Source organism: Pseudomonas sp. GB2N2 (genome assembly GCF_054897705.1).
This window is the reverse complement of sequence record NZ_CM142701.1, coordinates 5,166,892-5,186,993: the sequence shown is the minus strand read 5'-3', so window position 1 is coordinate 5,186,993 and position 20,102 is coordinate 5,166,892. Positions and strand designations below refer to the sequence as shown.

31 protein-coding genes are annotated in these 20,102 nt (G+C 55.8%); 1 reads left to right on the top strand and 30 read right to left on the bottom strand.

Annotated elements, in window-relative coordinates:
• Positions 1-7 precede the first annotated feature (7 nt).
• Positions 8-1,405 carry an MFS transporter gene (locus ACYZT4_RS24045; protein ID WP_461983290.1) on the bottom strand — a complete coding sequence of 466 codons (1,398 nt, stop codon included), beginning with the start codon at positions 1,403-1,405 and terminating at the stop codon, positions 8-10.
• Between the two features lie 191 nt (positions 1,406-1,596).
• On the opposite strand from ACYZT4_RS24045, the gene uvrA reads away from it, so the two are divergent.
• Positions 1,597-4,431 (top strand): excinuclease ABC subunit UvrA, encoded by a 2,835-nt coding sequence (gene uvrA / locus ACYZT4_RS24040; RefSeq protein ID WP_461983288.1) that lies wholly within the window; start codon positions 1,597-1,599, stop codon positions 4,429-4,431.
• A 75-nt stretch (positions 4,432-4,506) separates the two neighbouring features.
• Here uvrA and bfr read toward each other — a convergent pair whose 3' ends face one another.
• The 29 genes from bfr to rplC form a co-directional block, all read right to left on the bottom strand.
• Complete coding sequence (gene bfr / locus ACYZT4_RS24035; RefSeq protein ID WP_461983286.1) at positions 4,507-4,971, bottom strand: bacterioferritin; 465 nt, start codon at positions 4,969-4,971, stop codon at positions 4,507-4,509.
• Positions 4,972-5,120: 149 nt separating this feature from the next.
• Positions 5,121-6,575 carry a catalase gene (locus ACYZT4_RS24030; RefSeq protein ID WP_461983284.1) on the bottom strand — a complete coding sequence of 485 codons (1,455 nt, stop codon included), beginning with the start codon at positions 6,573-6,575 and terminating at the stop codon, positions 5,121-5,123.
• A gap of 176 nt (positions 6,576-6,751) precedes the next feature.
• Entirely contained in the window at positions 6,752-7,138 is a 387-nt protein-coding gene (gene rplQ / locus ACYZT4_RS24025) for a 50S ribosomal protein L17 (protein WP_008145500.1), read from the bottom strand.
• Positions 7,139-7,180: 42 nt separating this feature from the next.
• Positions 7,181-8,182 carry a DNA-directed RNA polymerase subunit alpha gene (locus ACYZT4_RS24020; protein ID WP_003176403.1) on the bottom strand — a complete coding sequence of 334 codons (1,002 nt, stop codon included), beginning with the start codon at positions 8,180-8,182 and terminating at the stop codon, positions 7,181-7,183.
• Positions 8,183-8,204: 22 nt separating this feature from the next.
• Positions 8,205-8,825: a 30S ribosomal protein S4 gene (gene rpsD, locus ACYZT4_RS24015; RefSeq protein WP_003210056.1), complete on the bottom strand. Its 621-nt coding sequence runs from the start codon at positions 8,823-8,825 to the stop codon at positions 8,205-8,207.
• 18 nt (positions 8,826-8,843) lie between these two features.
• Positions 8,844-9,233, bottom strand: a complete 390-nt coding sequence (rpsK, locus tag ACYZT4_RS24010; RefSeq protein WP_002555466.1) for a 30S ribosomal protein S11 — start codon at positions 9,231-9,233, stop codon at positions 8,844-8,846.
• A 30-nt stretch (positions 9,234-9,263) separates the two neighbouring features.
• Positions 9,264-9,620: a 30S ribosomal protein S13 gene (gene rpsM / locus ACYZT4_RS24005; protein WP_003186020.1), complete on the bottom strand. Its 357-nt coding sequence runs from the start codon at positions 9,618-9,620 to the stop codon at positions 9,264-9,266.
• A 130-nt stretch (positions 9,621-9,750) separates the two neighbouring features.
• Complete coding sequence (rpmJ, locus tag ACYZT4_RS24000) at positions 9,751-9,867, bottom strand: 50S ribosomal protein L36 (RefSeq protein ID WP_002555468.1); 117 nt, start codon at positions 9,865-9,867, stop codon at positions 9,751-9,753.
• A 27-nt stretch (positions 9,868-9,894) separates the two neighbouring features.
• Positions 9,895-11,223: a preprotein translocase subunit SecY gene (secY, locus tag ACYZT4_RS23995; RefSeq protein WP_003228718.1), complete on the bottom strand. Its 1,329-nt coding sequence runs from the start codon at positions 11,221-11,223 to the stop codon at positions 9,895-9,897.
• Complete coding sequence (gene rplO / locus ACYZT4_RS23990) at positions 11,224-11,661, bottom strand: 50S ribosomal protein L15 (protein WP_007896782.1); 438 nt, start codon at positions 11,659-11,661, stop codon at positions 11,224-11,226.
• A gap of 3 nt (positions 11,662-11,664) precedes the next feature.
• A complete protein-coding gene (gene rpmD, locus ACYZT4_RS23985) occupies positions 11,665-11,841 on the bottom strand; it encodes a 50S ribosomal protein L30 (protein WP_003186033.1) in 177 nt (58 codons plus the stop codon).
• Positions 11,842-11,843: 2 nt separating this feature from the next.
• Positions 11,844-12,344, bottom strand: coding sequence for a 30S ribosomal protein S5 (rpsE, locus tag ACYZT4_RS23980; protein ID WP_007943782.1), 501 nt, complete (start codon positions 12,342-12,344; stop codon positions 11,844-11,846).
• 3 nt (positions 12,345-12,347) lie between these two features.
• Positions 12,348-12,698, bottom strand: a complete 351-nt coding sequence (gene rplR / locus ACYZT4_RS23975; protein ID WP_461983281.1) for a 50S ribosomal protein L18 — start codon at positions 12,696-12,698, stop codon at positions 12,348-12,350.
• A 10-nt stretch (positions 12,699-12,708) separates the two neighbouring features.
• Complete coding sequence (gene rplF, locus ACYZT4_RS23970) at positions 12,709-13,242, bottom strand: 50S ribosomal protein L6 (protein ID WP_003176412.1); 534 nt, start codon at positions 13,240-13,242, stop codon at positions 12,709-12,711.
• A 12-nt stretch (positions 13,243-13,254) separates the two neighbouring features.
• On the bottom strand, positions 13,255-13,647 hold the full coding sequence (rpsH, locus tag ACYZT4_RS23965) for a 30S ribosomal protein S8 (RefSeq protein WP_003186040.1): 393 nt from the start codon (positions 13,645-13,647) through the stop codon (positions 13,255-13,257).
• Positions 13,648-13,856: 209 nt separating this feature from the next.
• Positions 13,857-14,162, bottom strand: coding sequence for a 30S ribosomal protein S14 (rpsN, locus tag ACYZT4_RS23960; protein ID WP_095109687.1), 306 nt, complete (start codon positions 14,160-14,162; stop codon positions 13,857-13,859).
• Between the two features lie 13 nt (positions 14,163-14,175).
• A complete protein-coding gene (gene rplE, locus ACYZT4_RS23955; protein ID WP_003176415.1) occupies positions 14,176-14,715 on the bottom strand; it encodes a 50S ribosomal protein L5 in 540 nt (179 codons plus the stop codon).
• A gap of 20 nt (positions 14,716-14,735) precedes the next feature.
• Positions 14,736-15,050, bottom strand: coding sequence for a 50S ribosomal protein L24 (gene rplX, locus ACYZT4_RS23950; RefSeq protein ID WP_003176416.1), 315 nt, complete (start codon positions 15,048-15,050; stop codon positions 14,736-14,738).
• 11 nt (positions 15,051-15,061) lie between these two features.
• Positions 15,062-15,430, bottom strand: coding sequence for a 50S ribosomal protein L14 (rplN, locus tag ACYZT4_RS23945; RefSeq protein WP_002555479.1), 369 nt, complete (start codon positions 15,428-15,430; stop codon positions 15,062-15,064).
• A gap of 23 nt (positions 15,431-15,453) precedes the next feature.
• Positions 15,454-15,720 carry a 30S ribosomal protein S17 gene (gene rpsQ, locus ACYZT4_RS23940; protein ID WP_003176419.1) on the bottom strand — a complete coding sequence of 89 codons (267 nt, stop codon included), beginning with the start codon at positions 15,718-15,720 and terminating at the stop codon, positions 15,454-15,456.
• A gap of 2 nt (positions 15,721-15,722) precedes the next feature.
• Positions 15,723-15,914, bottom strand: coding sequence for a 50S ribosomal protein L29 (gene rpmC / locus ACYZT4_RS23935; RefSeq protein WP_008030901.1), 192 nt, complete (start codon positions 15,912-15,914; stop codon positions 15,723-15,725).
• Entirely contained in the window at positions 15,914-16,327 is a 414-nt protein-coding gene (gene rplP, locus ACYZT4_RS23930) for a 50S ribosomal protein L16 (RefSeq protein ID WP_045057467.1), read from the bottom strand. Before rplP ends, rpmC begins: the two co-directional genes overlap by 1 nt.
• A gap of 12 nt (positions 16,328-16,339) precedes the next feature.
• The gene (rpsC, locus tag ACYZT4_RS23925; protein ID WP_003176422.1) at positions 16,340-17,026 is read right to left on the bottom strand and encodes a 30S ribosomal protein S3; all 687 of its coding nucleotides are present in this window, start codon (positions 17,024-17,026) and stop codon (positions 16,340-16,342) included.
• A gap of 13 nt (positions 17,027-17,039) precedes the next feature.
• Complete coding sequence (rplV, locus tag ACYZT4_RS23920; RefSeq protein WP_003103908.1) at positions 17,040-17,372, bottom strand: 50S ribosomal protein L22; 333 nt, start codon at positions 17,370-17,372, stop codon at positions 17,040-17,042.
• A gap of 11 nt (positions 17,373-17,383) precedes the next feature.
• A complete protein-coding gene (rpsS, locus tag ACYZT4_RS23915; protein ID WP_002555486.1) occupies positions 17,384-17,659 on the bottom strand; it encodes a 30S ribosomal protein S19 in 276 nt (91 codons plus the stop codon).
• 16 nt (positions 17,660-17,675) lie between these two features.
• A complete protein-coding gene (rplB, locus tag ACYZT4_RS23910; protein ID WP_003176423.1) occupies positions 17,676-18,500 on the bottom strand; it encodes a 50S ribosomal protein L2 in 825 nt (274 codons plus the stop codon).
• A 14-nt stretch (positions 18,501-18,514) separates the two neighbouring features.
• A complete protein-coding gene (gene rplW, locus ACYZT4_RS23905) occupies positions 18,515-18,814 on the bottom strand; it encodes a 50S ribosomal protein L23 (RefSeq protein ID WP_002555488.1) in 300 nt (99 codons plus the stop codon).
• Positions 18,811-19,413 (bottom strand): 50S ribosomal protein L4, encoded by a 603-nt coding sequence (rplD, locus tag ACYZT4_RS23900; protein ID WP_007896707.1) that lies wholly within the window; start codon positions 19,411-19,413, stop codon positions 18,811-18,813. The genes rplW and rplD overlap by 4 nt, the downstream gene beginning before the upstream one ends.
• 12 nt (positions 19,414-19,425) lie before the next feature.
• A complete protein-coding gene (gene rplC, locus ACYZT4_RS23895; protein ID WP_003186059.1) occupies positions 19,426-20,061 on the bottom strand; it encodes a 50S ribosomal protein L3 in 636 nt (211 codons plus the stop codon).
• Positions 20,062-20,102 lie beyond the last annotated feature (41 nt).

Sequence of the window (20,102 nt, the reverse complement as noted above, 5' to 3'; positions counted from 1 at the left end):
CGTTCTCCTAGGCTTCGCACGCTGTCGCGGCCGGGTTGTTCACCAGACGCTCGAGGGTGGTGCGATCCAATAGTTCGGTGTCCAATTTAATGTAAATCGCCGCTTCATCCGCGATGATCACTGCATCTGTTACCCCTACAACGGCCATGAGGCGCTCGACCAGACCCGCTTCGCGGATCGCCTCGGGCGACAACGGCAAGCGCAGGCTCGTCACGTAGGGAGGTTCGCGCATGGTAACAGCAAAGGCCAGCCAGAGGGCAGCCAGACCGGCGCATCCCAGGAACACAACCGACAGGCCGCCGTGTTGGAACATCCAGCCGCCGAGTATCCCGCCCAGTGCCGATCCAAGGAACTGACTGGTGGAATAAACCCCCATCGCCGTACCCTTCCCGCCCGCCGGTGAAACCTTGCTGATCAGCGATGGCAACGAAGCTTCCAGCAAATTGAACGCGGTAAAGAACACCACCGTCCCGATCACCAGAGCCCGCAAGCTATCGCCGAACTGCCAGAAGAATAGCTCAGTGAGCATCAGCGTCAGCACTGCGCCCAATAAAACTCGTTTCATTTTGCGTTTCTTCTCGCCGTAGATGATGAACGGGATCATGGCGAAGAAGGAGATCAGCAGCGCGGTCAGGTAGACCCACCAGTGCTGTTCCTTGGGCAGCCCGGCTTTTTCGACCAGGGCGAGGGGCAAGGCAACGAAGCTCGACATCAACATCGCGTGCAACACAAAAATGCCCAGGTCGAGGCGCAGCAGGTCCGGGTGCTTGAGCGTCGGCATGAGCGCCTGACGCGCAACACCGGACTCACGATGCTGCAACGGTCCGATCGCGCGCGGCACCATGAACATCACGATGACAATGCCCACCAGTGCCATGGCGCCAGTGGCGAGGAACAGCCCGGACAAACCGAACGCCCGGGTCAACAGCGGTCCGACAACCATCGCGACAGCGAACGACAGACCGATCGTCATGCCAATCATCGCCATGGCTTTGGTCCGATGCTGCTCGCGAGTAAGGTCCGACAACAATGCCATGACCGCTGCGGAAATCGCCCCGGCGCCCTGCAGGATTCGTCCGGCGATAACGCCCCAGATCGAGTCGGCATTGGCCGCCAGCACGCTGCCGAGGGCAAAGACAATCAGCCCCAGGTAAATCACCGGACGGCGGCCGATACGGTCGGATATAAACCCGAACGGGATCTGGAAAATCGCCTGGGTCAGGCCGTAAGCGCCAATCGCCAGCCCGATAAGGGCCGGGGTCGCGCCGGCCAGATCCATCCCATAGGTCGCCAATACCGGCAACACCATGAACATGCCAAGCATACGGAAGGCGAACACGAGGGCCAGACCGCTTGCCGCGCGGGTCTCACTGCCACTCATGCGTTCGCTGTGGGGATCGTGCATGGAAAAACCTCGTGTGAACCGGCGGCGATTCTACCAGTCCCATCGATTGACAGGGTATATCGCGACGCTTTGACGCGCTCCGCTGACAGACTCTTCATCTAAGACTGTCACCCGCTCGTTTGATAGTGTGCATCCATCCAGTATTTGGCCGTATACTCCTACGTTTTCGACGCCCGCCAAGCGAGGCCACTTTGGACAAGATCCTGATTCGTGGGGCCCGAACCCACAACCTGAAGAACATCGACCTGACCCTGCCACGGGACAAACTGATCGTCATCACCGGCCTGTCCGGATCCGGCAAATCGTCCCTGGCGTTCGACACGCTGTACGCCGAAGGCCAGCGCCGCTATGTCGAATCGCTGTCGGCCTACGCCCGGCAGTTTCTGTCGATGATGGAAAAACCCGACGTCGATACCATCGAAGGTTTGTCGCCGGCCATTTCCATCGAACAGAAGTCGACCTCGCACAACCCGCGTTCGACCGTCGGCACCATCACCGAAATCTACGATTACCTGCGCCTGCTCTATGCTCGCGTGGGTATACCGCGTTGCCCGGACCACGATATTCCGCTGGAAGCGCAGACCGTCAGTCAAATGGTCGACCTGGTCCTCGCGCAACCGGAGGGCAGCAAACTCATGCTGCTGGCACCGGTGATCCGCGAGCGTAAAGGCGAACACCTTTCAGTCTTTGAAGAACTGCGCGCCCAGGGTTTTGTGCGGGCCCGGGTCAACGGCCGAATCTGCGAACTGGATGAGCTGCCGAAGCTGGATAAGCAGAAGAAGCATTCGATTGATGTGATCGTCGACCGCTTCAAGGTTCGCGCCGACCTGCAACAGCGTCTGGCCGAGTCCTTCGAGACCGCGCTGAAGCTGGCTGACGGCATCGCGCTGGTTGCTCCGATGGACGACGAGCCCGGCGAAGAAATGATCTTCTCCGCACGCTTCGCCTGCCCGATTTGCGGCCATGCGATCAGCGAGCTGGAACCCAAGCTGTTCTCCTTCAACAACCCGGCCGGCGCCTGTCCGACTTGCGACGGTTTGGGCGTGAAGCAGTTCTTCGACATCAAGCGCCTGGTGAATGGCGATCTGACCTTGGCCGAGGGCGCAATTCGCGGCTGGGACCGGCGTAACGTCTATTACTTCCAGATGCTCGGGTCATTGGCGTCACACTATAAATTCAGCCTGGAAGTGCCGTTCAACGAGCTGCCTGCCGATCAGCAGAAATTCATCCTGCACGGCAGCGGTTCGCAGAACGTCGATTTCAAATACCTGAACGACCGTGGCGATATCGTCAAACGCTCGCACCCGTTCGAAGGCATCGTGCCGAACCTGGAACGTCGCTACCGCGAAACCGAGTCCGCCTCGGTGCGCGAAGAGCTGGCCAAATTCCTCAGCACCCAGCCTTGCCCGGATTGCCGTGGGACTCGCCTGCGTCGTGAAGCGCGGCACGTCTGGGTCGGCGAGAAGACGCTGCCGGCGGTGACCAATCTGCCGATTGGCGATGCGTGCGAATATTTCGGCGGGCTGAAACTGACAGGCCGTCGCGGCGAAATTGCCGACAAGATCCTCAAGGAAATCCGCGAGCGCCTGCAGTTCCTGGTGAACGTCGGTCTCGATTATCTGTCGCTGGATCGTAGTGCGGACACGCTGTCTGGCGGTGAGGCACAGCGGATTCGCCTCGCCAGTCAGATCGGCGCCGGCCTGGTGGGTGTTCTCTACATCCTCGATGAACCGTCGATTGGTCTGCATCAGCGTGATAACGATCGACTGCTTGGTACGCTCAAGCACCTGCGCGACATCGGCAATACGGTGATCGTGGTCGAGCATGACGAAGACGCCATTCGCCTGGCTGACTATGTCGTGGATATCGGCCCGGGTGCCGGTGTGCACGGCGGACATATCGTTGCCGAAGGTACGCCGGCCGAAGTCATGGCTCATCCCGACTCGCTGACCGGAAAATATTTGTCGGGCCGGGTGAAGATCGCTGTTCCCGCCAAACGCACGCCCCGCAACAAGAAGCTGTCGCTGTCGCTCAAAGGTGCTCGCGGCAACAACTTGCGCAACGTCGATCTGGATATTCCGATTGGTCTGCTGACTTGCGTCACCGGCGTGTCCGGTTCGGGCAAGTCGACACTGATCAACAACACATTGTTTCCACTGAGCGCTACGGCGCTCAACGGCGCCACGACACTGGAAGCGGCCGCTCACGACAGCATCAAAGGCCTGGAGCATCTGGACAAGGTCGTCGACATCGACCAGAGCCCAATTGGGCGTACGCCACGCTCCAACCCGGCGACCTATACCGGTTTGTTCACGCCGATACGCGAGCTGTTCGCCGGCGTGCCGGAATCCCGCTCACGGGGTTACGGTCCGGGACGCTTCTCCTTCAACGTGAAGGGTGGACGCTGCGAAGCCTGTCAGGGCGACGGTTTGATCAAGGTTGAAATGCACTTTCTGCCGGACATCTATGTTCCGTGCGACGTCTGCAAGAGCAAGCGCTACAACCGCGAAACGCTGGAGATCAAATACAAAGGCAAGAACGTCCACGAAACCCTCGAAATGACCATTGAGGAAGCACGGGTGTTCTTCGACGCGGTACCGGCGCTGGCGCGCAAGCTCCAGACATTGATGGACGTTGGCCTGTCATACATCAAGCTGGGGCAATCGGCGACCACACTGTCCGGTGGTGAAGCGCAGCGGGTCAAGCTGTCCCGCGAACTGTCCAAGCGCGATACCGGCAAGACGCTGTACATCCTCGATGAGCCGACCACCGGTTTGCACTTCGCGGATATTCAGCAACTGCTCGACGTGCTGCATCGACTGCGCGACCACGGCAACACTGTGGTGGTGATCGAGCACAATCTGGACGTGATCAAGACCGCCGACTGGCTGGTGGATCTGGGGCCGGAAGGTGGTTCCAAAGGCGGGCAGATCATTGCCGTCGGCACGCCGGAAGAAGTCTCGGAGATGAAGCAGTCTCACACCGGTTTCTATCTCAAACCGCTGCTGGCCCGCGACAAGGCCTGAATCAGGCCCATGAAAAAGCCCCTGTCACATTGTCGGTGACAGGGGCTTTTTTGTGTCTGTGGGCTTTTCCGGGAATCAGAACTGCGATTGCAGGTAATTCTGCAGACCGATCAATTTGATCAACCCCAACTGCTTTTCAAGCCAGTAGGTGTGATCTTCTTCAGTGTCAGCCAGCTGAATCCGCAGGATCTCGCGAGTGACGTAGTCTTTGTGCTGCTCGCAGAGCTCAATGCCCTTGCAGAGTGCGGCGCGGACTTTGTATTCCAGACGCAGGTCGGCGGCCAGCATGTCAGGCACTGTGGTGCCGACATCGAGATCATCCGGACGCATGCGCGGTGTGCCTTCGAGCATCAGAATTCGGCGCATCAAGGCATCGGCGTGCCCGGCTTCCTCTTCCATCTCGTGATTGATTCGTTCGTAGAGCTCGGTGAAACCCCAGTCCTCATACATCCGCGAGTGAACGAAATATTGATCACGCGCGGCCAGTTCGCCGGTCAGCAACGTGTTGAGGTAATCGATTACGTCTGGGTGGCCTTGCATCGCCCTGCATCTCCCTGCTTGAAAGTCTGCAGTTTGAACCAAGGAGACTGTTTGGTCACTTCGTTTACGCGATAAAAGCGAAGATATTCTGAGAAAAGTAGTTCAAATAACGCCAAAACCGCCCAAATGAGGGCGGTTCTGCTTCTCGTTTAGACTTCGTTAAGCTGTACGTTGAGTGCCTTTGCGATTGCTTCTCCATACACCGGATCGGCCTTGAAGAAATGCTGCAACTGGCGATCAACCACATCGCTGGATACACCCGCCATCGCGCCGGCAATGTTGTTGACCAGCAGCGCCTTTTGCTCGTCACTCATCAGTCGGAACAGCGCACCGGCGTGGCTGTAGTAATCGGTGTCTTCACGATGGTCATAGCGGTCTGCCGCACCGCTAAGCGCCAAAGCAGGCTCGGCGTAGCGAGGTGCTTGCTTGGGCGAATCGACGTAGCTGTTCGGCTCGTAGTTCGGCGCTGCACCACCATTACTGCCAAAGGCCATGGAGCCGTCACGCTGGTAGCTGTTGACCGGGCTGCGCGGCGCATTCACCGGCAGATGCTGGTGGTTGGTGCCGATACGGTAGCGGTGCGCATCGGCGTAAGCGAACACACGACCTTGCAGCATGCGATCTGGCGACAGACCTACGCCCGGCACCATGTTGCTCGGACCGAACGCGGCTTGCTCGACTTCAGCGAAATAGTTCAGCGGATTGCGGTTGAGCTCAAGTTCGCCAATTTCAATCAGTGGAAACTCTTTCTGCGACCAGGTCTTGGTCACGTCGAAGGGGTTCTCGTAGTGCCCCGCAGCCTGGGCCTCTGACATGATCTGGATGCACACGCGCCATTTCGGGAAGTCACCGCGTTCGATTGCCTCGAACAAGTCGCGCTGCGCGTAATCCGGATCCGTCCCAGCCAACCGCGCGGCGTCTGCCGGCGCAAGGTTCTTGATCCCTTGCTGAGTCTTGTAGTGCCACTTCACCCAATGACGCTCGCCACTGGCACTTATCAGGCTGTAGGTGTGACTGCCGAAGCCATGCATATGACGGTAGCCGTCGGGAATGCCGCGGTCCGAAAACAGGATGGTGACCTGGTGCAGCGCCTCAGGCGAGTGCGACCAAAAGTCCCACATCATCTGCGCGCTTTTCAGATTGCTTTGCGGCAGGCGCTTCTGGGTGTGAATGAAGTCTGGAAATTTAAGCGGATCGCGAATGAAGAACACCGGCGTGTTGTTGCCAACGATGTCCCAATTACCTTCTTCGGTGTAGAACTTCAGGGCGAAACCGCGCGGATCACGCTCGGTATCGGCCGAGCCGCGTTCCCCGCCTACGGTGGAAAACCGCAAGAACGTTGGAGTTTGTTTGCCGACGGATTCGAACAGTTTGGCACTGGTGTATTGGGTGATGTCGCGCGTAACAGTGAACGTACCGTAAGCACCCGAACCCTTGGCATGGACACGGCGCTCCGGGATGTTTTCACGGTTGAAGTGGGCGAGCTTCTCGATCAAGTGGAAGTCGTCGAGCAGCAACGGGCCACGAGGGCCGGCAGAGCGGGAATTCTGGTTGTCGGCGACAGGAGCGCCACTGGCGGTGGTAAGTATCTTGTTTTGGCTCATGCGATCTCTTCCTCTGTCTTAAGCTGCCGTCTATCGGCTGAGAGGAAGTATTGATCAGCAACGTTACACCTACAAATTCATTAACCTATAAGCATCGATAGAAAATTACTAACAGCACACTTTTCATACGCGCACAAAAAACCGGGCACTAGGCCCGGCTCTTCGTTTCTGACGTCTTACTCAGCGGATACAGCTTCACCGCCGGCAGGACGATCAACCAACTCGACGTACGCCATAGGCGCGTTGTCGCCAGTGCGGAAACCGCACTTGAGGATGCGCAGGTAGCCACCCTCACGGGTAGCGTAACGCTTGCCCAGGTCGTTGAAGAGCTTACCTACGATAGCTTTCGAACGAGTACGGTCGAAAGCCAGACGGCGGTTAGCCAGGCTGTCTGTCTTGGCCAAAGTGATCAGCGGCTCAGCAACGCGACGCAGTTCTTTAGCTTTTGGCAGTGTAGTTTTGATCAGCTCGTGCTCGAACAGCGACACCGCCATGTTTTGAAACATGGCCTTGCGGTGCGAGCTGGTGCGGCTCAGGTGACGACCACTTTTACGATGACGCATGGTTCATTCCTTACCAAACACAACGTTCGGTGATTACGACGATCAGGCTGTCGCCTTGTCGTCCTTCTTAAGACTTGCAGGCGGCCAGTTGTCGAGGCGCATGCCGAGGGACAGACCGCGGGAGGCCAGAACGTCCTTGATTTCAGTCAAGGATTTCTTGCCAAGGTTCGGAGTCTTCAACAGCTCTACTTCGGTACGCTGAATCAGGTCACCGATGTAGTAGATGTTTTCCGCCTTAAGGCAGTTAGCCGAACGTACAGTCAGTTCCAGATCGTCAACCGGGCGAAGCAGGATCGGATCGATCTCGTCTTCCTGCTCGATAACCACTGGCTCACTGTCACCTTTGAGGTCGACGAACGCAGCCAACTGCTGTTGCAGAATGGTTGCAGCGCGGCGGATAGCCTCTTCAGGATCCAGGGTACCGTTGGTTTCCAGATCAATAACCAGCTTGTCCAGGTTAGTGCGCTGTTCGACACGGGCGTTTTCCACCACGTATGCGATACGGCGAACCGGGCTGAACGAAGAGTCAAGCTGCAAGCGACCGATGCTGCGGCTTTCATCTTCATCGCTCTGACGCGAATCCGCCGGTTCATAACCACGACCACGAGCTACGGTGAGCTTCATGTTCAAGGCGCCGTTAGACGCCAGGTTAGCGATTACGTGATCGGGGTTAACGATCTCGACATCATGATCCAGCTGAATATCGGCAGCGGTAACCACCCCCGAACCCTTCTTCGACAAGGTCAGCGTAACTTCGTCACGACCGTGCAGCTTGATAGCCAGACCTTTAAGGTTCAACAGGATTTCAATTACGTCTTCCTGTACGCCTTCGATGGCGCTGTACTCATGGAGCACACCGTCAATCTCGGCCTCGACTACTGCACAGCCGGGCATTGAGGACAACAGGATGCGTCGCAGCGCGTTGCCCAGGGTGTGGCCGAAACCACGCTCGAGAGGCTCGAGAGTGATCTTGGCGCGGGTTGGACTGACAACCTGCACATCAATATGGCGGGGTGTCAGGAACTCATTTACCGAAATCTGCATGGATGCACCTATTTTCTAGCCCTTACTTGGAGTAGAGCTCGACAATCAGGCTTTCGTTGATGTCGGCGGACAGATCACTGCGAGCTGGAACGTTCTTAAAAACGCCCGACTTCTTCTCAGTGTCTACTTCTACCCATTCTACGCGGCCACGTTGGGCACACAGATCGAGAGCTTGGACAATGCGAAGTTGGTTCTTTGCTTTCTCGCGAATCGCGACCACGTCACCAGCACGAACCTGGTAAGACGGCACGTTTACGGTCTGACCGTTAACGCTGACGGATTTGTGCGATACCAGCTGACGGGATTCGGCACGAGTAGAGCCAAAACCCATACGGTATACAACGTTGTCCAGACGGCATTCGAGCAGTTGCAGCAGGTTTTCACCGGTTGCACCTTTCTTGCCAGCAGCTTCTTTGTAGTAGCCGCTGAATTGACGCTCGAGAACGCCGTAGATACGACGGACCTTCTGCTTTTCACGCAGTTGGGTGCCGTAATCGGACTGGCGACCGCGGCGTTGGCCGTGGATACCAGGTGCTGCTTCAATGTTGCACTTCGATTCGATCGCGCGCACGCCGCTCTTCAGAAAGAGATCGGTGCCTTCACGACGAGCGAGTTTGCATTTTGGACCAATGTAACGAGCCATTCTTTACAATCTCCTGGATTACACGCGGCGCTTCTTCGGCGGACGGCACCCGTTGTGCGGGATTGGCGTCACGTCGGTGATGCTGGCGATCTTGTAGCCACAGCCGTTCAAAGCGCGGACTGCGGATTCACGACCTGGGCCTGGACCTTTGACATTGACGTCGAGGTTTTTCAGACCGTATTCCAGCGCAGCTTGACCAGCACGTTCAGCAGCTACTTGAGCAGCGAACGGGGTGGACTTGCGGGAACCGCGGAAACCCGAACCACCGGAGGTAGCCCAGGAAAGAGCGTTGCCTTGACGGTCGGTGATGGTCACGATTGTGTTGTTAAAAGAAGCATGGATGTGGGCAATGCCATCAACCACTGTCTTTTTAACTTTTTTACGAGGACGAGCAGCAGGTTTAGCCATGATTAATTTCCTGTCGATTCGCTGGGGCGATTACTTGCGGATCGGCTTACGCGGACCTTTACGGGTACGCGCGTTAGTCTTGGTACGCTGACCGCGTACTGGAAGACCACGACGATGACGCAGACCGCGATAGCAACCGAGGTCCATCAAACGCTTGATTTTCATGTTGATTTCGCGACGCAGGTCACCTTCAGTGGTGAACTTCGCCACTTCGCCACGCAGCTGTTCAATCTGCTCGTCGCTCAGATCCTTGATCTTTGCGGCTGGGTTTACCCCAGTCACTGCACAGATCTTCTGCGCAGTAGTGCGACCAACACCATAGATGTAGGTCAGCGAGATAACAGTATGCTTGTTATCTGGAATGTTAACGCCTGCAATACGGGCCATTCAGTGGGACTCCAATTGACAGCTACCTACGCCCCGGAAGCCAAGAAATAGGGCGCGAGATAATATCGCTGTAATAACAAATAATCAACCCGGTAGCGCACTAGCTACCGGGCTTGAAGCACAATCACACTCAGCCTTGGCGCTGTTTGTGACGCGGTTCCGCGCTGCAAATTACTCGAACAACACCTTCGCGGCGAATAATCTTGCAGTTACGGCACAGCTTTTTCACCGATGCACGAACTTTCATCACCAACTCCTCGAACCTTATGGGTACTCAGCGCAACATGCCGCTGCCGTAACCCTTCAGGTTGGCTTTCTTCATCAGGGATTCGTACTGGTGCGAAACGAGGTGCGATTGTACTTGGGACATGAAGTCCATCACAACCACGACGACGATCAGCAACGAGGTCCCGCCAAGGTAGAACGGTACGTTTGCCGCAACCACCAGGAACTGGGGAAGCAGACACACGGCCGTCATGTAAAGAGCACCGAACATGGTCAAGCGAGTCAGAACGCCATCAATGTAGCGCGCAGACTGCTCACCTGGACGGATGCCCGGAATAAAGGCACCGGACTTCTTCAGGTTTTCCGCTACGTCTTTCGGATTGAACATCAACGCCGTATAGAAGAAGCAGAAGAAAATAATCCCTGCACTAAACAGCAGAATATTCAACGGCTGACCAGGAGCGATCGACTGCGAGATGTCCTGCAACCAGCCCATACCTTCAGACTGGCCGAACCAGGCACCCAACGAAGCCGGGAACAGCAAAATGCTGCTCGCGAAAATGGCCGGGATAACACCGGCCATGTTCACCTTCAGCGGCAAGTGGCTAGTCTGCGCAGCGAAGACCTTGCGGCCCTGCTGACGCTTGGCGTAGTGAACAGCAATACGACGCTGACCACGCTCAATGAACACCACGAAACCGATAATCGCTACTGCCAGCAAACCGATGGCAACCAGGGCGAAGATATTGATATCACCCTGACGTGCAGACTCGAAAGACTGCCCGATCGCTCTCGGAAGACCGGCGACGATACCCGAAAAAATCAACATCGAGATACCGTTGCCAACACCACGCTCAGTAATCTGCTCACCCAGCCACATCATGAACATCGCACCAGCCACAAAAGTGGATACCGCGACGAAATGGAAGCCAAAGTCACCAGTGAACGCAACGCCCTGCCCTGCCAGACCAATGGACATGCCAATTGCCTGAACGAGAGCGAGGACGACAGTGCCGTAGCGGGTGTACTGGCTGATCTTGCGACGGCCAGCTTCACCTTCCTTCTTCAACTGCTCCAGCTGCGGGCTGACGGCTGTCATCAGTTGCATGATGATCGATGCCGAGATGTACGGCATGATCCCCAGTGCAAAGATGCTCATCCGCTCCAGCGCGCCGCCGGAAAACATGTTGAACAAGCTAAGAATGGTCCCCTCATTCTGTCGAAACAGGTCCGCGAGTCGGTCCGGGTTGATACCTGGAACCGGGATGTGTGCGCCTATTCGGTAGACGATAATCGCCAGGAACAGAAAACGCAGACGAGCCCAGAGTTCAGACATACCGCCTTTGCCGAGCGCAGAGAGAGCACCTTGCTTAGCCATTTATTCCTCGAACTTGCCGCCAGCTGCTTCGATAGCCGCACGCGCACCTTTGGTGGCGCCGATTCCCTTTCCGATGGTAACAGCGCGAGTCACTTCGCCGGACAGCATGATTTTCACACGCTGTACGTTGACGTTGATCACGTTGGCATCTTTCAAGGACTGCACGGTGACGATGTCGCCTTCCACTTTAGCCAGCTCGGACAAACGCACTTCTGCGCGGTCCATGGCTTTCAGGGAAACGAAACCGAATTTCGGCAGGCGACGATGCAGCGGCTGTTGACCGCCTTCAAAGCCTGGAGCAATGGTGCCACCGGAGCGGGAGGACTGACCTTTGTGGCCACGGCCACCGGTCTTGCCCAAACCACTACCGATACCACGGCCCGGACGATGCTTTTCGCGACGGGAACCCGGCGCTGGACTCAGATCATTGAGTTTCATCGATTAACCCTCGACACGCAGCATGTAGTAAGCCTTGTTGATCATCCCGCGATTCTCGGGAGTATCAAGTACTTCTACAGTGTGACCGATGCGACGCAGACCCAGACCCTTAACACACAGTTTGTGGTTAGGGATGCGGCCGGTCATGCTTTTGATCAGCGTAACTTTAACGGTAGCCATGATCAGAAGATCTCCTTGACGCTTTTGCCACGCTTGGCGGCAATGGATTCAGGAGACTGCATAGCTTTCAAACCTTTGAAGGTGGCGTGAACCACGTTTACCGGGTTAGTCGAGCCGTAGCACTTGGCCAGAACGTTCTGAACGCCAGCAACTTCGAGGACAGCACGCATAGCGCCGCCAGCGATGATACCGGTACCTTCAGAAGCAGGCTGCATGTACACCTTCGAAGCGCCGTGACCGGACTTCATTGCGTACTGCAGAGTGGTGCCGTTCAGATCAACTTGGATCATGTTGCGACGAGCAGCTTCCATTGCCTTCTGGATCGCGGCAGGCACTTCACGTGACTTGCCACGGCCGAAGCCAACACGCCCTTTACCATCACCCACCACGGTCAACGCGGTGAAAGTGAAGATACGGCCGCCTTTAACGGTTTTGGCTACGCGATTAACTTGAACCAGCTTCTCAATGTAGCCTTCGTCGCGCTTTTGGTCGTTATTTGACATAACTTAGAACTCCAGCCCAGCTTCACGAGCACCATCAGCCAGCGCCTTGACGCGACCGTGATACTTGAAGCCAGAGCGGTCGAAAGCCACCTGCGAGACGCCAGCGGCTTTAGCACGCGTAGCGACCAGCTGGCCAACCTTAGTGGCCGCGTCGATGTTGCCAGTGGCGCCATCACGCAGTTCTTTATCCAAAGTCGAGGCAGATGCCAGGACTTTGTTGCCGTCGGCCGAAATGACCTGGGCGTAGATGTGCTGCGACGAGCGGTACACGCACAGACGCACGACTTCGAGTTCGTGCATTTTCAGGCGTGCTTTGCGAGCGCGACGCAGTCGAGTAACTTTTTTGTCGGTCATTTGCTATGCCCTACTTCTTCTTGGCTTCTTTACGACGGACGACTTCGTCCGCGTAGCGCACACCTTTGCCTTTGTACGGCTCTGGTGGACGGAAGTCGCGGATCTCGGCGGCCACTTGACCTACCAGCTGCTTATCGATGCCCTTGATCAGGATATCGGTCTGGCTAGGAGTCTCAGCGGTGATGCCTTCCGGCAGTTCATAATCCACTGGGTGCGAGAAGCCAAGAGCCAGGTTCAGCACTGTGCCTTTTGCTTGCGCTTTGTAACCAACACCGACCAGCTGGAGCTTGCGCTCGAAGCCTTGGCTTACGCCTTGGACCATGTTGTTTACCAACGCACGAGTGGTACCAGCCATTGCGCGAGTTTGTTGATCGCCATTGCGAGCAGCGAAACGCAGCTCACCAGCTTCTTCAACGATCTCAACGGACGAATGGATGTTCAGTTCGAGAGTGCCCTTGGCACCCTTCACCGAAAGCTGTTGGCCTGCGAATTTGACTTCGACACCGGCTGGCAGCTTAACGGGGTTCTTAGCGACGCGTGACATGCTTATCCCCCCTTAGAACACAGTGCAAAGAACTTCGCCGCCGACACCGGCAGCGCGCGCAGCACGATCCGTCATCACACCTTTGTTGGTGGAGACGATAGACACACCGAGACCGCCACGAACTTTTGGCAGATCATCGACGGACTTGTACTGACGCAGGCCTGGACGGCTAACGCGCTTCACTTCTTCGATGACCGGACGGCCTTCGAAGTATTTCAGCTCGATAGACAGCAGAGGTTTGATTTCGCTGCTGATCTGATAACCCGCAATGTAACCTTCGTCCTTCAGGACTTTGGCAACAGCTACCTTCAAAGTAGAAGATGGCATGCTTACGACGGACTTTTCAGCCATCTGGGCATTACGGATTCGAGTTAGCATGTCCGCTAACGGGTCCTGCATACTCATGGGCTAGACGCTCCTAATACAAAAAAATTAGCCTTGCGGCTACTACTTGTCGCCGAGGACATCCATGCGGAAAAAGCACGGGCTCAGGCGAGCCGAGTATTCTAGACACACCCCACAAATGAATCAAGCCCCAAAAGGGGCTTGATTCAAGTTCAAGGTCACCGGTGGTCAGGATCTTGCGAACCCGAGCACCGAGACTTTGACAGTGCTTACCAGCTGGCTTTAACCAGACCTGGGACGTCACCACGCATTGCTGCTTCACGCAATTTGTTACGGCCGAGGCCGAACTTGCGGTAAACACCGTGTGGACGACCGGTCAGGCGGCAGCGGTTACGCATGCGCGAAGCGCTTGCGTCACGTGGCTGCTTCTGCAGAGCTACCGTAGCTTCCCAACGCGCTTCTGGACTTGCGTTCAGATCAACGATGATAGCTTTCAGTGCTGCACGCTTTTTGGCGTACTTGGCAACCGTGAGCTGACGTTTCAGCTCGCGGTTTTTCATGCTCGTCTTGGCCATTTTCCTACTCCAATCAGTTGCGGAACGGGAATTTGAAAGCACGCAACAGGGCGCGACCTTCATCATCGTTCTTGGCAGTGGTGGTCAGGGTAATGTCCAGACCGCGGAGAGCATCGATCTTGTCGTAGTCGATTTCCGGGAAAATGATCTGCTCTTTAACGCCCATGCTGTAGTTACCACGACCATCGAAGGACTTGGCATTCAGGCCGCGGAAGTCGCGGACCCGAGGCAGGGAGATCGACAGCAGACGATCCAGGAATTCGTACATACGCTCACGGCGCAGGGTCACTTTGACGCCGATCGGCCAACCTTCACGGACTTTAAAGCCAGCAATGGATTTCCGAGCGTAAGTCACAACGACTTTCTGACCGGTGATCTTTTCCAGGTCGGCAACAGCGTGCTCGATGACTTTCTTGTCACCGACCGCTTCGCCCAGACCCATGTTCAGGGTGATTTTTGTAACGCGTGGAACTTCCATCACGTTCGAAAGCTTAAGTTCTTCCTTAAGCTTCGGTGCGATTTCCTTCCAGTAAATCTCTTTTAGTCGTGCCATGGTCTTCTACCTAGCAGTGTTCAAGCATCAACCGCTTTTTGGGTCGACTTGAAGACACGAATTTTCTTGCCGTCTTCTACTTTGAAACCAACGCGATCTGCCTTGTTGGTTTCGCCGTTGAAAATGGCGACGTTAGAAGCGTCCAGTGGAGCTTCTTTTTCGACGATACCGCCTTGTACGCCCGACATCGGGTTAGGCTTGGTATGACGCTTAACCAGGTTCAGACCGCCGATAACCAGACGGTTATTAGCGAGAACCTTAAGCACCTTACCGCGCTTACCTTTGTCTTTGCCGGCGATCACGATGATCTCGTCGTCACGACGAATCTTTTGCATGTCGGATCTCCTTACAGCACTTCTGGGGCGAGCGAGACGATCTTCATGAACTTCTCAGTACGAAGTTCACGGGTCACTGGCCCAAAGATACGGGTGCCGATCGGCTCTTGCTTGTTGTTCAGAAGAACAGCAGCGTTGCCATCAAAGCGGATAATGGAGCCATCTGCACGACGTACGCCGTGACGAGTGCGGACTACAACAGCAGTCATCACTTGGCCTTTTTTCACTTTACCGCGAGGAATTGCTTCCTTCACGGTAACTTTGATGATGTCACCGATACCAGCGTAACGACGATGGGAGCCACCCAGCACCTTGATGCACATAACGCGGCGAGCGCCGCTGTTATCGGCCACATCGAGCATGGATTGAGTCTGAATCATATAATTTCTCCGACCCCTAGTCCTTAGACTTCCACAGCGCGTTCGAGAACATCAACCAATGCCCAAGACTTGGTCTTGGCCAGCGGACGAGTTTCACGAATAGTGACTTTGTCGCCGATGTGGCACTGATTGGTTTCGTCGTGCGCGTGCAGCTTAGTCGAACGCTTAACGTATTTACCGTAGATCGGGTGCTTTACGCGACGCTCGATCAGAACGGTGATGGTCTTGTCCATTTTGTCGCTGACAACACGGCCAGTCAGCGTACGGACGGTTTTTTCGGCTTCAGCCATGATTACTTACCTGCCTGCTGTTTGAGCACAGTCTTCACGCGAGCGATGTCACGCTTAACTTGCCGGAGCAGGTGAGACTGCCCCAACTGGCCAGTTGCTTTCTGCATGCGCAGATTGAACTGGTCGCGCAGCAGGCCGAGCAGTTGCTCGTTAAGCTGCGGCGCGTCTTTTTCACGAAGTTCATTCGCTTTCATCACATCACCGTCCGTTTAACAAAGGCGGTGGCGAGCGGCAGCTTTGCAGCAGCCAGGGCAAAAGCCTCACGCGCCAGCTCTTCAGTTACGCCCTCGATTTCATACAGGACTTTGCCTGGCTGAATCTGGGCAACCCAGTACTCCACAGAACCCTTACCTTTACCCATACGAACTTCGAGGGGCTTTTTGGAAATAGGCTTGTCCGGGAATACACGGATCCAGATCTTGCCGCCACGTTTAACGTGACGGGTCAGAGCGCGACGCGCTGACTCGATCTGACGAGCGGTGAGACGACCACGAGCTACAGACTTCAGCGCATACTCGCCGAAGCTGACTTTGCTACCGCGCTGAGCCAGACCACGGTTGTGGCCTGTCATCTGCTTGCGGAACTTCGTACGCTTTGGTTGCAACATTTGGCGTACCCCTTACTTAGCAGCTTTTTTACGAGGCGCTGGTGCTTGTGGTTTCAGTTCTTCTTGGCGACCACCAATTACTTCGCCTTTGAAGATCCAAACCTTTACACCGATCACACCGTAAGTGGTGTGAGCTTCGTAGTTGGCATAGTCGATGTCGGCACGCAGGGTGTGCAGTGGCACACGACCTTCGCGATACCATTCAGTACGTGCGATTTCAGCACCGCCGAGACGACCGCTCACTTGGATTTTGATGCCTTTGGCACCAATGCGCATGGCGTTCTGTACAGCGCGCTTCATAGCGCGACGGAACATTACGCGACGCTCCAGCTGCTGAGCTACGCTCTGCGCAACCAACATACCGTCGAGTTCCGGCTTGCGGATTTCTTCGATATTGATGTGCACAGGCACACCCATTTGCTTGGTCAGGTCCTGACGCAGCTTCTCAACATCTTCACCTTTCTTCCCGATAACGATACCTGGACGAGCGGTGTGGATGGTGATACGTGCTGTTTGGGCCGGACGATGGATATCGATACGGCTTACGGACGCGCTTTTTAGTTTGTCTTGGAGATACTCGCGCACCTTCAGATCAGCGAACAAATAGTCCGCATAAGTCCGACCGTCTGCGTACCAGACGGAGGTGTGCTCCTTGACGATTCCCAGGCGAATGCCAATGGGATGTACTTTCTGACCCATCTCTTCGACTCCGTTACTTGTCAGCAACCTTGACAGTGATATGGCAAGACCGCTTGACGATGCGATCAGCACGGCCTTTGGCACGTGGCATGATGCGCTTCAGCGAACGCCCTTCGTTGACGAAAACGGTGCTGACCTTAAGGTCATCAACGTCTGCGCCTTCGTTATGCTCGGCGTTGGCTACGGCCGACTCCAGCACTTTCTTCATGATCTCGGCGGCTTTCTTACTACTGAAAGCCAACAAGTTGAGCGCTTCGCCCACCTTCTTCCCGCGGATCTGGTCGGCGACCAAGCGGGCTTTCTGGGCGGAGATTCGAGCGCCCGACAACTTAGCGGCTACTTCCATTTCCTAACCCCTTAACGCTTGGCTTTCTTGTCTGCCACGTGCCCACGATAAGTGCGGGTACCGGCGAACTCGCCCAGTTTGTGGCCGACCATGTCTTCGTTCACAAGAACTGGTACATGTTGACGACCGTTGTGTACTGCGATGGTCAAACCGACCATTTGTGGCAGGATCATCGAACGACGCGACCAGGTTTTAACTGGTTTGCGATCGTTCTTTTCCGCCGCCACTTCGATCTTCTTCAGTAGGTGAAGATCGATAAAAGGACCTTTTTTCAGAGAACGTGGCACTGTCGTATCCCTCTATTTACTTGCGACGACGGACGATCATTTTGTCGGTACGCTTATTACCACGAGTCTTCGCGCCCTTAGTCGGGAAGCCCCATGGCGATACCGGATGACGACCACCAGAGGTACGACCTTCACCACCACCATGTGGGTGGTCAACCGGGTTCATGGCAACACCACGAACGGTTGGGCGAACGCCACGCCAGCGTTTGGCACCAGCTTTACCCAGCGAACGCAGGCTGTGCTCGGAGTTCGAGACTTCACCCAGGGTCGCGCGGCATTCAGCCAGCACTTTACGCATCTCACCAGAACGCAGACGCAGGGTCACGTAGACACCTTCACGAGCGATCAGCTGAGCCGAAGCACCAGCGGAACGAGCGATTTGCGCGCCTTTACCTGGCTTCAATTCGATGCCGTGTACGGTGCTACCAACTGGAATGTTACGCAGTTGCAGAGCGTTGCCCGGCTTGATCGGCGCCAAGGCACCTGCGATCAGCTGGTCACCAGCACTCACGCCTTTAGGGGCGATGATGTAGCGACGCTCGCCATCTGCGTACAGCAGCAGAGCGATGTGAGCAGTACGGTTTGGATCGTATTCAATACGCTCGACAGTGGCAGAGATGCCATCTTTGTCGTTGCGACGGAAATCGACCAGACGATAATGCTGCTTATGGCCACCACCGATGTGACGAGTGGTAATGCGACCATTGTTGTTACGACCACCAGTCTTCGATTTTTTCTCGAGCAGCGGTGCGTGAGGAGCGCCTTTATGCAGCTCCTGGTTGACCACCTTGACCACAAAACGGCGGCCAGGGGAAGTCGGTTTGCATTTAACGATTGCCATGATGCACCCCTTCCTTACTCAGCACTGCTGCTGAAATCGAGATCTTGGCCTGGTTGAAGGGAGATAACTGCCTTCTTCCAGTCATTACGCTTGCCCAGACCGCGAGCAGTGCGCTTGCTCTTACCCAGAACATTCAGGGTAGTAACACGCTCTACTTTCACGCTGAACAGGCTTTCGACGGCCTTCTTGATTTCCAGCTTGGTTGCGTCAGTTGCAACCTTGAAAACGAACTGGCCTTTTTTGTCAGCCAGAACCGTAGCCTTTTCGGAAACGTGCGGGCCGAGCAGAACTTTAAATACGCGTTCCTGGTTCATCCCAGCAGCTCCTCGAATTTCTTCACGGCCGACACGGTGATCAACACCTTGTCGTATGCGATCAGACTAACTGGGTCGGAACCTTGCACGTCGCGTACATCAACGTGTGGCAGGTTGCGAGCAGCCAGGTACAGGTTCTGATCAACCACTTCAGACACGATCAAGACGTCAGTCAGGCCCATGCCGGTCAGTTTGTTCAGCAGATCTTTGGTCTTCGGTGCATCAACAGCGAAGTCCTGAACCACAACCAGACGATCAGTACGCACCAGCTCAGCAAGGATGGAACGCATTGCTGCGCGATACATCTTCTTGTTCAGCTTCTGGGTGTGATCCTGAGGACGAGCTGCGAAAGTAGTACCGCCGCCACGCCAGATTGGGCTACGGATAGTACCGGCACGAGCACGGCCAGTACCTTTCTGACGCCATGGGCGCTTACCGCCACCACGAACGTCGGAACGGGTCTTTTGCTGCTTGCTACCTTGACGGCCGCCGGCCATGTAGGCCACGACTGCTTGGTGAACCAGCGTCTCGTTGAACTCGCCGCCAAACGTCAGTTCGGAAACTTCGATCGCTTGAGCGTCATTTACATTTAATTGCATGTCAGCTTCCCCTTAACCGCGAGCCTTGGCTGCTGGACGTACAACCAAGTTGCCGCCAGTAGCGCCAGGAACAGCGCCCTTGACCAACAACAGATTGCGTTCAGCGTCCACGCGCACTACTTCGAGGGACTGCACGGTCACGCGCTCAGCGCCCATATGACCGGACATTTTTTTGCCCTTGAATACACGACCAGGAGTCTGGCACTGGCCGATAGAGCCTGGAACGCGGTGGGACACGGAGTTACCGTGGGTATTATCTTGCCCGCGGAAGTTCCAACGCTTGATCGTACCCTGGAAGCCTTTACCCTTGGACTGACCGGTTACATCAACCAGTTGACCAGCAGCGAAGATTTCAGCGTTGATCAGATCGCCGGCCTGGTACTCGCCTTCTTCAAGGCGGAATTCCATTACGGTACGACCAGCGGCTACGTTCGCTTTAGCGAAGTGGCCAGCCTGAGCAGCTGTAACACGCGAAGCACGACGCTCGCCTACAGTGACTTGCACTGCACGATAGCCATCGGTCTCTTCAGTTTTGAACTGGGTGACGCGATTCGGCTCGATCTCAATGACCGTGACCGGAATGGAGACACCTTCTTCGGTGAAAATACGGGTCATACCGCATTTACGACCGACTACACCAATAGTCATGTTGTAAACCTCATGAGTGTACGGGGCTTTCACCCGCTATG

Excerpts from the sequence above, each read along its gene's own strand:
- ACYZT4_RS24045 (WP_461983290.1), bottom strand. The coding sequence starts at position 1,405 with ATGCACGATCCCCACAGCGAACGCATGAGTGGCAGTGAGACCCGCGCG.
- bfr (WP_461983286.1), bottom strand. The coding sequence starts at position 4,971 with ATGCAAGGCCACCCAGACGTAATCGATTACCTCAACACGTTGCTGACC.
- ACYZT4_RS24030 (WP_461983284.1), bottom strand. The coding sequence starts at position 6,575 with ATGAGCCAAAACAAGATACTTACCACCGCCAGTGGCGCTCCTGTCGCC.
- rplQ (WP_008145500.1), bottom strand. The coding sequence starts at position 7,138 with ATGCGTCATCGTAAAAGTGGTCGTCACCTGAGCCGCACCAGCTCGCAC.
- ACYZT4_RS24020 (WP_003176403.1), bottom strand. The coding sequence starts at position 8,182 with ATGCAGATTTCGGTAAATGAGTTCCTGACACCCCGCCATATTGATGTG.
- rpsD (WP_003210056.1), bottom strand. The coding sequence starts at position 8,825 with ATGGCTCGTTACATTGGTCCAAAATGCAAACTCGCTCGTCGTGAAGGC.
- rpsK (WP_002555466.1), bottom strand. The coding sequence starts at position 9,233 with ATGGCTAAACCTGCTGCTCGTCCTCGTAAAAAAGTTAAAAAGACAGTG.
- rpsM (WP_003186020.1), bottom strand. The coding sequence starts at position 9,620 with ATGGCCCGTATTGCAGGCGTTAACATTCCAGATAACAAGCATACTGTT.
- rpmJ (WP_002555468.1), bottom strand. The coding sequence starts at position 9,867 with ATGAAAGTTCGTGCATCGGTGAAAAAGCTGTGCCGTAACTGCAAGATT.
- secY (WP_003228718.1), bottom strand. The coding sequence starts at position 11,223 with ATGGCTAAGCAAGGTGCTCTCTCTGCGCTCGGCAAAGGCGGTATGTCT.
- rplO (WP_007896782.1), bottom strand. The coding sequence starts at position 11,661 with ATGAAACTCAATGATCTGAGTCCAGCGCCGGGTTCCCGTCGCGAAAAG.
- rpmD (WP_003186033.1), bottom strand. The coding sequence starts at position 11,841 with ATGGCTACCGTTAAAGTTACGCTGATCAAAAGCATGACCGGCCGCATC.
- rpsE (WP_007943782.1), bottom strand. The coding sequence starts at position 12,344 with ATGTCAAATAACGACCAAAAGCGCGACGAAGGCTACATTGAGAAGCTG.
- rplR (WP_461983281.1), bottom strand. The coding sequence starts at position 12,698 with ATGACCGACAAAAAAGTTACTCGACTGCGTCGCGCTCGCAAAGCACGC.
- rplF (WP_003176412.1), bottom strand. The coding sequence starts at position 13,242 with ATGTCACGCGTCGCTAAGAACCCCGTTAAGCTGCCAGCCGGTGTCGAA.
- rpsH (WP_003186040.1), bottom strand. The coding sequence starts at position 13,647 with ATGAGTATGCAGGACCCGTTAGCGGACATGCTAACTCGAATCCGTAAT.
- rpsN (WP_095109687.1), bottom strand. The coding sequence starts at position 14,162 with ATGGCCAAGACGAGCATGAAAAACCGCGAGCTGAAACGTCAGCTCACG.
- rplE (WP_003176415.1), bottom strand. The coding sequence starts at position 14,715 with ATGGCACGACTAAAAGAGATTTACTGGAAGGAAATCGCACCGAAGCTT.
- rplX (WP_003176416.1), bottom strand. The coding sequence starts at position 15,050 with ATGCAAAAGATTCGTCGTGACGACGAGATCATCGTGATCGCCGGCAAA.
- rplN (WP_002555479.1), bottom strand. The coding sequence starts at position 15,430 with ATGATTCAGACTCAATCCATGCTCGATGTGGCCGATAACAGCGGCGCT.
- rpsQ (WP_003176419.1), bottom strand. The coding sequence starts at position 15,720 with ATGGCTGAAGCCGAAAAAACCGTCCGTACGCTGACTGGCCGTGTTGTC.
- rpmC (WP_008030901.1), bottom strand. The coding sequence starts at position 15,914 with ATGAAAGCGAATGAACTTCGTGAAAAAGACGCGCCGCAGCTTAACGAG.
- rplP (WP_045057467.1), bottom strand. The coding sequence starts at position 16,327 with ATGTTGCAACCAAAGCGTACGAAGTTCCGCAAGCAGATGACAGGCCAC.
- rpsC (WP_003176422.1), bottom strand. The coding sequence starts at position 17,026 with ATGGGTCAGAAAGTACATCCCATTGGCATTCGCCTGGGAATCGTCAAG.
- rplV (WP_003103908.1), bottom strand. The coding sequence starts at position 17,372 with ATGGAAGTAGCCGCTAAGTTGTCGGGCGCTCGAATCTCCGCCCAGAAA.
- rplB (WP_003176423.1), bottom strand. The coding sequence starts at position 18,500 with ATGGCAATCGTTAAATGCAAACCGACTTCCCCTGGCCGCCGTTTTGTG.
- rplW (WP_002555488.1), bottom strand. The coding sequence starts at position 18,814 with ATGAACCAGGAACGCGTATTTAAAGTTCTGCTCGGCCCGCACGTTTCC.
- rplD (WP_007896707.1), bottom strand. The coding sequence starts at position 19,413 with ATGCAATTAAATGTAAATGACGCTCAAGCGATCGAAGTTTCCGAACTG.
- rplC (WP_003186059.1), bottom strand. The coding sequence starts at position 20,061 with ATGACTATTGGTGTAGTCGGTCGTAAATGCGGTATGACCCGTATTTTC.